Genomic DNA, 7,227 nt, shown 5'->3' on the forward strand with positions numbered 1-7,227 from the left:
GAACCATGAGAAATTTGCGCGGAGTGTTTCTTATGGCTGGCCGGGAGCGGCCGATCCGGCTCTGGAATGGGCCGGGAATGGGGAGGGAACTGTCGGTTATCGGAAGAAACCTGTGGAAATGTTATAATATGTCATAATATGTACAAAAATGACGTTTAACTCGAGAAAATTTTGTTCACATTTTCTAAAAAATATGGTATAATAAAAGAACCATTTAATTAACCCAAAGATGGACAAAATGAAACAGCAAGAGGTGATATCGTGGTAAGAAAAGAAATGATAGCAATGCTGTTGGCAGGAGGACAGGGCAGCCGCCTTGGAGTTTTAACGCAAAAAGTGGCAAAGCCGGCAGTATCATTCGGCGGCAAGTACAGGATCATCGACTTCCCGCTCAGCAACTGCATTAATTCTGGCGTCGATACAGTCGGTGTCCTGACCCAGTACCAGCCATTGCGTTTAAATACGCATATCGGAATTGGTATTCCGTGGGATCTGGACCGGAACGTGGGCGGTGTGACCGTTCTTCCTCCCTATGAAAGAAGCAAGGGCAGCGACTGGTATACGGGAACCGCCAACGCCATTTACCAGAACCTGGAGTATATGGAATCCTATAATCCGGAATACGTTCTGATTCTGTCCGGCGACCACATCTACAAAATGGACTATGAGGTGATGTTGGAGTACCACAAGGCCAACAACGCCGATGTGACCATCGCCGCCATGCCGGTACCCATGGAGGAGGCCAGCCGTTTCGGTATCCTGATCACCGATGATGCCAACCGCATCACGGAGTTCGAGGAGAAGCCGGCAAACCCCAGGAGCAACCTGGCTTCCATGGGAATCTATATCTTCAGCTGGAAGGTATTAAAAGAGGCGCTCATTAAATTAAAGGATGAGCCGGGCTGTGACTTCGGAAAGCACATTATCCCCTACTGCCACAACGACGGCAGGCGGATCTTCGCATATGAGTATAACGGCTACTGGAAGGATGTGGGAACCTTAGGCTCTTACTGGGAAGCCAATATGGAGCTGATCGACATTATCCCGGAGTTCAACCTGTATGAGGAGTACTGGAAGATCTATACAAAAAGCGAGAAGATCCCGCCCCAGTTCATTTCCGCAGAAGCGAAGGTAGGAAAGAGCATCATCGGAGAGGGAACAGAGATCTATGGAGAGGTCGTCAACTCTGTGATCGGCTCCGGCGTTGTGATCGAGAAGGGCGCTGTGGTCAGGGACTCCATCATTATGCAGGATTCCGTGATCGAGGCAGACGCTGTGGTGGACAAGGCCATTGTGGCCGAGGACGTGCGGATCGGCGCAGGCGCCCGTCTTGGCGTTGGAGAATACGCGCCCAGCAAATACGATCCCAAGGTATACCAGTTCGACCTGGTGACCGTCGGAGAGCATTCAGTGATCCCGGCGGGCGTGGAGATCGGAAAGAACACAGCGATCTCCGGTGTGACAGAAGCTTCGGACTATCCGGACGGCAAACTTGAAAGCGGCGGCTACATAGTAAAGGCAGGTGGAAACGTATGAGAGCAATCGGTATTGTTTTAGCGGGAGGCAACAGCAAGCGGATGCGGGAGCTTTCCAGAAAAAGGGCGATCGCGGCAATGCCCATCGCCGGAAGCTTCCGGAGCGTTGACTTTGCTCTTAGCAATATGAGCAACTCTCATATCCAGAGTGTTGCAGTTCTGACCCAGTATAATTCCAGATCCTTAAACGAGCATTTAAGCTCTTCCAAATGGTGGGATTTCGGAAGAAAGCAGGGGGGCATGTGTGTATTTACCCCCACCATCACCGCAGAGCACAGCGACTGGTACCGCGGCACCGCAGACGCCCTTTACCAGAACCTGGATTTCCTGAAGAGAAGCCACGAGCCCTATGTGGTACTGGCCTCCGGCGACGGGATCTATAAGCTGGATTACAATAAGGTGCTGGAATACCACATCGAAAAGAAGGCTGATATCACAGTGGTCTGCAAGGATATGCCGGCAGACGTGGATGTGACCCGGTTCGGTATGGTAAAGACCAACGCCGACGGCCGCATCACAGAATTTGAGGAGAAGCCCATGGTCAACGATTCCACGACCATCTCCTGCGGGATCTACGTGATCCGCCGCCGCCAGCTCATCGAGCTCATCGAGCGCTGCGCCAACGAGGACCGGTATGACTTCGTCCAGGACATCCTGGTACGCTATAAGAATCTGAAACGGATCTATGCCTACAAGCTGGATACATATTGGAGCAACATCGCTTCCGTGGAGGCCTATTACCAGACCAATATGGATTTCTTAAAGCCGGAGGTCCGCAGCTACTTCTTTAAGGAATATCCGGATATTTATTCCAAGATCGACGATCTGCCTCCGGCAAAATATAACCCGGGCGCAGTTGTAAAGAACAGCCTGGTTTCCAGCGGCTGTATCTTAAACGGATCCGTGGAAAATTCCGTTCTGTTTAAAAAGGTATATATCGGAAATAACTGTGTGATCAAAAACTCGATCATCATGAATGACGTTTATATTGGAGACAATACGGTCATTGAGAACTGCATTGTGGAGAGCCGCGATACGATCCGTGCCAATACCACATACATCGGGCAGCCTGATGACGTGAAGATCGTCATCGAAAAGAACGAAAGATATACATTATAATGGTTCATATGGAAGGCTGATATGGACCGGGGAGGTTATTATGCAGGTAACAGATGTACGTGTGAGAAAGATTGAAAAAGAAGGCAAAATGAAAGCGATCGTATCCATTACACTGGACAACGAGTTCGTGATCCACGATATCAAAGTGATCGAAGGGGAAAAGGGGCTTTTCATTGCAATGCCCAGCAGAAAAGCCGCAGATGGTGAATACAGGGACATTGCCCATCCCATAAATTCAGAGACCAGGGACATGATCCAGAACGTGATCCTCCATAAATATGAGATGACCACGCTGGAGGCGGCCCAGGAGGCGTTGGAGGGCTGATAACTGCATAGAAAGAGAGTGGGGATGGACCGGGAGCTAATCCTGGTCCATCCCCACTCTTTTTTTATGCACCACAGCCCGGCCTGGACGCCGGAAAGGGGCTGGTTTTCAGAAATGGCTTTACGGATGGCCTGGTCATGGGAGAAGAGCCGGTGCCAGCTGTCCATGACCTGGCGCTTCAGCTCTGGATAGAAGTTAGTCAGGATGAGATCGCTTTCCCTCCGGATCCCGTATTCCAGAAGCGTCTGGCGGAACTCTTTCTCTTCTTTTTCCGTTTCTCCCATATAGGAGAGACATAAGATCTTGTTCCAGTCGTAGAGACTGAAAAAGACCGCCTCCCCCAGGGGAACACGCAGCGCCAGGACCCGGCCTCCGGCAGACAGATCCACATTTTCCGGGCTTCCAAAGGCCCAGTAGGGGTATTCCGCACCCTGGGGCTTTGGAATATGGGCTTCCGCAGCCTTCACGAACCAGTCGTAAGCCGAAAGGAACACAGGCGCGCTCTCTTCATATTTTTTCTGGACATATTCCCGCCTGGAAAAGCAGATCCCGTCCCGGTCTAAGATGTCCAGGACGATCTGGGCCTGGGGGGAATATAAGGTTACCGAAGTACGTCTGTGATCCATTCTTTTTTTATCTCCCATATATTTCCATAGCAGTCCGGGTTCCCCATATCCACCCGGGCGTCAAAGAGCCGGTCCCAGCTTTTTATGATCTCCCGTTTGATCTCCGGGTAGAACTGGGACATATATGCCTTGCTGTCGCTGACCCGGTATTCCTCCAGGAGCTTTCTGTGGCGGGCGGCGTCCTCCCGGTCAGCCGGAATATACGAATAGTCCAGGACCGCTCCCCATTTCATGATGTTTACCGGCACGATTCGGGACGGATCCAGGGTCAGCTCCAGGATCACGGTCCCCGGGCTCATCAGCATGGTGGCCTCTGATTTTAAGGACACCCATACGGGATAATCGGCGTCTGCGGGCCGATCCGCCGCCGCAGGCGTGTGCTTCACCAGCCAGTCGTAGGCCTCCAGCACCAGCGGAGCATGCTCCCCCAGATCTGCCTGGATGTATTCCCGTCTGGCCACGTAGCGGCCCTTGGTCTCCAGCTCCCGGAGGACGTTTTCATGCTGCTTGGTCCAGACGCGGACGGCGTTTCCGTTCATTCTATTTTCCATGGGACCACCTGCCCTTTCTTTGTTTCTGGCTGTATTGTAAGCCAGTCTGGCGGAGGAAGTCAAGAGAAGAACAGACAGAAACAGAGCTTTTTCTGTAAGGTTTTGTTTGGGCTGACGATCTGGAAACAAAGCGCATCTTTTTGACTTTGAGACAAAGATAAGGTAGAATGGAGTTGTGAAAAATATAGTGCCTGGCAGCCCGGAGGAAAAGACGGAGCAGTGGGCAGAAAGGGGTATAGACATGGAAACATGGGGATTTTACGTATCGGGAGTCCGGTACGGAACATGCAGAAAAGAGGGAGAACGGGTTTTCCACAGCCCGTTGGACGTGACATCTGGAGAATTTCTTCCGGAAAGAGAGCTGGATCCAGAGGATGACCGGTATGTGGTCCTGGGAAAAATGAACGTGCGGGAGGCACTCCTGCATCTGGAACCGTGCCAGGAGGGGATCCGCCGAGGAGAAGACAGGTTTACGGCTTCCTCCGGGGAGATATATGAGAAAAAGGATAAGGGAGCATATGTGCAGAGGCACATCAAATTCCCCAGAGATCTGGCAGTGAAGGATGGTCAGATCGTGGCGTTCACCACCCCGGCCAGGGAGCTTTGCAGCGTTCTGGTGAAGGATGGGTACGAGGATGAGACGGTCTTACGCCAGTGGAAGGAGATGGGCTTTGGCCTTCCATACCTGGTCCATGGTCCCGAGACCTTCATGGTCCCCATGCGGGATGGCGTGAAGCTGGCTGCGGACGTGTATCTGCCAGTGAAAAGAGAGAGAGCCGGCCAGGAGATGGCCGTTGCAGGGCCAGAAGGAAAGGTCCCCACTGTGCTGGTGCGTACCCCTTACGGAAAACGGGTCGGAGCAGAAACGTATTACCGGTATGTGCAGAGGGGCTACGCTGTGGTGATCCAGGATGTGCGGGGACGGGAGGACAGCGAAGGCGAGTGGCTTCCCATGCACTATGAGGTGGAGGACGGCGACGATACCCTCAACTGGATCGCAGATCAGAAGTGGAGCGACGGGAAGGTGGCCATGACCGGAGGCTCTTACCTGGGCTACGTCCAGTGGGCGGCTGCGGCCAGCGAAAATCCCCATCTGACGGCCATGTTAAGCAGTGTGTGCGCTGGAAGTCCCTTTGGAGATCTGCCCAGGAGAGGCGGCTGCTTCAACTCCGGGTCCATGTCCTGGGCCTTTATGGTATCCGGACAGAGATCGGACGCATCCCTCATGGACCGGGACGACTGGGACGAGCTTCTGGATATCCGTCCCCTGGAGGACATCGCGCCCAGAGCCCTGGGCCATCAGGTGCCGTTCTTAAAGAAATGGCTGGACCATCCCGATTACGACGATTTCTGGAAAATGGGCAACTGGAAGGAGAGGACGGGAACCCACCGGGTTCCGGCGCTGATCATGTCCGGGTGGTTTGACGATAACGGCATGGGAACCACAGAGGCTCTGGATCTGTATGAGGATTACACAGAGAAAAAGGTGATCCTGGGGCCGTGGAAGCACAGCGGAAATGCTGATTACGATATCCACGGATTTGCCCTGGCGCCTAATGCCCTGCGGTACGACATCGACCTGGTGTGCTTCCGGTGGATCGAGCATTATTTAAAGGGCGTGGAAAACGGGATCGAAAAGACTCCCGTGGTGGAATACTATACCATGGGAAGCGGCCAGTGGAAGACGGCTGAGAACTGGCCTCTGCCCGATGGAGAGAAGGTGACCTTCTACCTGGACGGCAAAGCCGCGGATATGGCAGTTGGAAGCGGCAGCGAAGCAGGCCATGGAACCCTCAGCCTCGCGGCTCCGGAAAATGAATGTGGGGATCATTTTACATACGATCCGGAAAATCCGTCCACCCATATCATCGATATGTCTGAAAATGAACTGGAGGTGCCGGAAAACTACACAGACGAGGAGAAGCGGATTGATATGCTCAGCTACTCCACCGGTGTTCTGGAGAAGGAATTTACCATCACCGGAGACGCCCAGGCTGTGATCTATCTCTCCTCCGACTGCGAAGATACGGATCTGATGGTGCGGATCACCGATGTGGATGAAAACGGGCGTTCCATGAAGCTGGCAGACGGAGTTATGAGCGTGCGCTACCGGAATCAGTTCGAGCATCCGGAATTCATGGAGCCGGGCAAGGTATATCCGGTGACCATCCGGACCACAAAGCTGTCCCATACATTCCAGAAAGGACATCAGATGCGCGTGACCGTGACGTCCAGTGCGAAAAACTTCATCTTCCCCAACAGCAACACCCGTGACGGCTTCAACAGCCAGGAGATCCGCCTGGCCCACAACTGCGTTCATCACGGCGGCCGGTATCGGTCGGCGGTGACGGTGATGCGGGAGAAATAGTATAAAAGTGATAGAATAGAAGTAATAGAAAGAATGGAGTCTGGATTCCCAGAAGCTGCTGGGAATCCGGGGGCCAGTGATAGAATGGAATAAAATAAGAATAAGCGGACGCGGTCCATGATGTTTTTTGATATCATGGGCCGCGTTTTTTGTTTACGTGGGCAGCGCGCCAAAGTCCGTGCTTGCATGAAACCTTGGTGGCTGTCGCAATAACCATGAGAAATTCGCGCAGCAAGTTTCGTATGGATATAGGAAAATATGTTCTACGACAAAAAACGCTGCGGGAATTGCTATGGGGTGAAAGTGGCTTTCGTCGCTGAAGCGGCTTGCTGCAGGCGGGAAAGCGCGCCGATGGGTTTCTTTCATATGTTATAGAAAGAATGTTTTATGTCAAAAAGCGCTCCGCGGGGATCGCTATCGGGCGAAAAAAGTTTGCCACTGAAACGGCCCGCCACAGGCGGATAGGTGGAGGGGGAGGCAGAGAGAGGCGGATGAATATATTTGCAGTTTGGAGGTGGGTTCAATGAAGACAGGAGTGGGAGGAAAATGTGGAGAGAATATTTTGAAAATATAAAATATACATACTATACATTATTTATACTATAAGAATTTGGAATAGTTTCAAGACAAAAAATAGGGACTTCCGACAAGGACGATTATGGGAAGTAAGACGGGCTCTGGAGATCAGTTCCGGAGGGACAGC

At 52.4% G+C, this 7,227-nt stretch carries 5 protein-coding genes and 1 pseudogene; 4 read left to right on the top strand and 2 right to left on the bottom strand.

The annotated features are described in order from the left end of the window. The first annotated feature begins 261 nt into the window (after positions 1–261). From WIH05_RS08620 to spoVG, 3 genes are read left to right on the top strand one after another with little or no spacing between them, the layout of a single operon-like run. Entirely contained in the window at positions 262–1,536 is a 1,275-nt protein-coding gene (locus WIH05_RS08620; RefSeq protein ID WP_158358025.1) for a glucose-1-phosphate adenylyltransferase, read from the top strand. Next, on the top strand, positions 1,533–2,654 hold the full coding sequence (glgD, locus tag WIH05_RS08625) for a glucose-1-phosphate adenylyltransferase subunit GlgD (RefSeq protein ID WP_337425254.1): 1,122 nt from the start codon (positions 1,533–1,535) through the stop codon (positions 2,652–2,654). The genes WIH05_RS08620 and glgD overlap by 4 nt, the downstream gene beginning before the upstream one ends. A 40-nt stretch (positions 2,655–2,694) precedes the next feature. Next, a complete protein-coding gene (spoVG, locus tag WIH05_RS08630) occupies positions 2,695–2,979 on the top strand; it encodes a septation regulator SpoVG (RefSeq protein ID WP_022272295.1) in 285 nt (94 codons plus the stop codon). A 65-nt stretch (positions 2,980–3,044) separates the two neighbouring features. Here spoVG and WIH05_RS08635 read toward each other — a convergent pair. Both WIH05_RS08635 and WIH05_RS08640 read right to left on the bottom strand, forming a co-directional pair. Beyond that, positions 3,045–3,623, bottom strand: a pseudogene (locus tag WIH05_RS08635) (DUF3841 domain-containing protein); the annotation flags it as partial. Then, entirely contained in the window at positions 3,581–4,156 is a 576-nt protein-coding gene (locus WIH05_RS08640; RefSeq protein WP_337425255.1) for a DUF3841 domain-containing protein, read from the bottom strand. The gene WIH05_RS08640 and the pseudogene WIH05_RS08635, both read right to left, overlap by 43 nt. 241 nt (positions 4,157–4,397) lie before the next feature. Between WIH05_RS08640 and WIH05_RS08645 the strand changes: the two genes are divergently transcribed. Next, a complete protein-coding gene (locus WIH05_RS08645; RefSeq protein WP_337425256.1) occupies positions 4,398–6,524 on the top strand; it encodes a CocE/NonD family hydrolase in 2,127 nt (708 codons plus the stop codon). The last annotated feature ends 703 nt before the right edge of the window (positions 6,525–7,227 follow it).

Origin of the sequence: Alitiscatomonas sp. (genome assembly GCF_037242085.1) — a bacterium.
Lineage (GTDB): Bacteria > Bacillota > Clostridia > Lachnospirales > Lachnospiraceae > Alitiscatomonas > Alitiscatomonas aceti.

Coding starts and splice junctions, on each gene's coding strand:
- spoVG (WP_022272295.1), top strand. CDS start 2,695: ATGCAGGTAACAGATGTACGTGTGAGAAAGATTGAAAAAGAAGGCAAA.
- WIH05_RS08645 (WP_337425256.1), top strand. CDS start 4,398: ATGGAAACATGGGGATTTTACGTATCGGGAGTCCGGTACGGAACATGC.
- glgD (WP_337425254.1), top strand. CDS start 1,533: ATGAGAGCAATCGGTATTGTTTTAGCGGGAGGCAACAGCAAGCGGATG.
- WIH05_RS08640 (WP_337425255.1), bottom strand. CDS start 4,156: ATGGAAAATAGAATGAACGGAAACGCCGTCCGCGTCTGGACCAAGCAG.